The sequence below is a fragment of the Shigella sp. FC1967 genome (genome assembly GCF_001743005.1).
Lineage (GTDB): Bacteria > Pseudomonadota > Gammaproteobacteria > Enterobacterales > Enterobacteriaceae > Proteus.
The window spans coordinates 1-1,855 of the sequence record NZ_MIIZ01000926.1; the positions used below are offsets into that span (position 1 = coordinate 1).

At 38.3% G+C, this 1,855-nt stretch carries 2 protein-coding genes; both read left to right on the forward strand.

Features of this window, described 5'->3' with window-relative positions; all coding sequences use genetic code 11:
- The coding region (locus tag BHE89_RS16005) for an aminoacyl-histidine dipeptidase (RefSeq protein WP_141008316.1) at positions 1-1,214 on the forward strand (1,214 nt) is incomplete at its 5' end.
- 296 nt (positions 1,215-1,510) lie between these two features.
- Positions 1,511-1,855: TonB-dependent receptor plug domain-containing protein (locus BHE89_RS16010; protein ID WP_171742519.1), on the forward strand; the 345-nt coding region annotated here is incomplete at its 3' end.

Below are 1,855 nucleotides of genomic sequence, written 5' to 3' on the forward strand. Positions count from 1 at the left end.
AAAAAAACAACGATACAGTTCACGACTTCACAAAAGATCCAATTCAACCTTACATCGACGGTGAATGGATCAAAGCGAAAGGCACAACATTAGGTGCTGACAATGGCGTAGGTATGGCATCTGCATTAGCGGTTTTAGCTGACGATACTGTTAAGCACGGTCCATTAGAAGTACTACTAACGATGACTGAAGAAACCGGCATGGACGGTGCGTTTGGTTTACAACCAGGTTGGTTACAAGCTGATATTCTTATCAACACAGACTCTGAAGAAGAAGGTGAAATCTACATGGGTTGTGCGGGTGGTATTGATGTTAAAACCACAGTAAACCTTTCTTACGATGCAATCCCAGCAGACCACGTTGTTAAACAACTCGTTCTAAAAGGATTAAATGGTGGTCACTCTGGTGGTGATATCCATTTAGGTTTAGGTAACGCAAATAAATTATTAGCGCGTTTCTTAGCGGGTCATGCAGAAGAATTGTCGCTAAAATTAATTGATTTCCACGGTGGTACACTGCGTAATGCGATCCCTCGTGAAGCAAACATTGTTTTTGCAATTCCAGCAGATAAAGCAAGCCAGCTAGATGCAGTAAAAGCGAAATTTGAAGCGCTGTTAAAAACAGAATTAGCTATTGTTGAAAAAAATCTGAAAGTTGAACTAATTGATACAACAACAGATAAAAAAGTTTTCACAGCAGATTGCCAAGAACGCTTAATCAACCTACTTAATGCGATGCCAAATGGCGTTATTCGTATGAGTGACGATGTTGAAGGCGTTGTTGAAACATCATTAAACGTAGGTGTTGTGAGCATTGTTGACGATAAAGTCGAGATCCTATGCTTAATTCGTTCTCTAATTGATAGCGGTAAAACCTATGTTGTTAGCATGCTGACAGCATTAGCCAAACTGGCTAAAGCCGATATCGAAACCAAAGGCGGTTACCCAGGTTGGAAACCCGATGCAGACTCCCCTGTTATGCATTTAGTTCGTGACACTTACCAACAACTGTTTGATAAAGTGCCAAACATCATGGTTATCCACGCAGGCCTTGAGTGTGGTCTATTCAAAAAACCTTACCCAGATATGGATATGGTTTCTATTGGACCAACAATCCGTGGTGCTCACTCACCAGACGAACGCGTTCACATTAAGAGTGTCGGTCAATACTGGCAATTATTAACTGCGATTTTAAAAGCAATCCCTGCTAAATAATCTCGCTTTAGTGTTAATAATCAAACCCGCTTAATTGGCGGGTTTTTTTGTGATTGAAGTCATCACAAAAAATAATTTATTTCTCCTAAATACCTACGATTTCCCTTAGTGATCATAATTTATTCCTCATATAGCCAATTCCATAATTACTTATTCCATTATGGAATAAAAAATAAATCTTAATAAATTAAATATATAGAATGCTAATCATTATCATTAGCGTTAATATTTTCAGGATGGTATTTTCATGGCTTCCGCATTTAAAGTTAAATAATAAAAAACCAAAGGGTTCTATTGTGTCTAATAAAAATTGCGCTACTCGCCTCTTTCTTGCTTTACCTCTAAGTTTACTTTCTATTCAGATTCATGCAGCAGTCAATCAAAATGCACCTGAAAAGATAATTGTCACAGCATCTCCATCACAAGATCCTCAAGCACCTGTTTCCGGTTTTGTAGCAACAAAAACATTATCAACAAATAAAACATCGACTGAAATTGAAAAAACACCGCAATCCATTAGCGTGATCACGCGCGATCAAATGGACGCCCAAGATGTCAGTTCTGTTTCTCAGGCGTTACGTTATACACCTGGAGTTTTCACAGAATATCGTGGAAGTTCTAATCGTAATGATGAAGTTTTT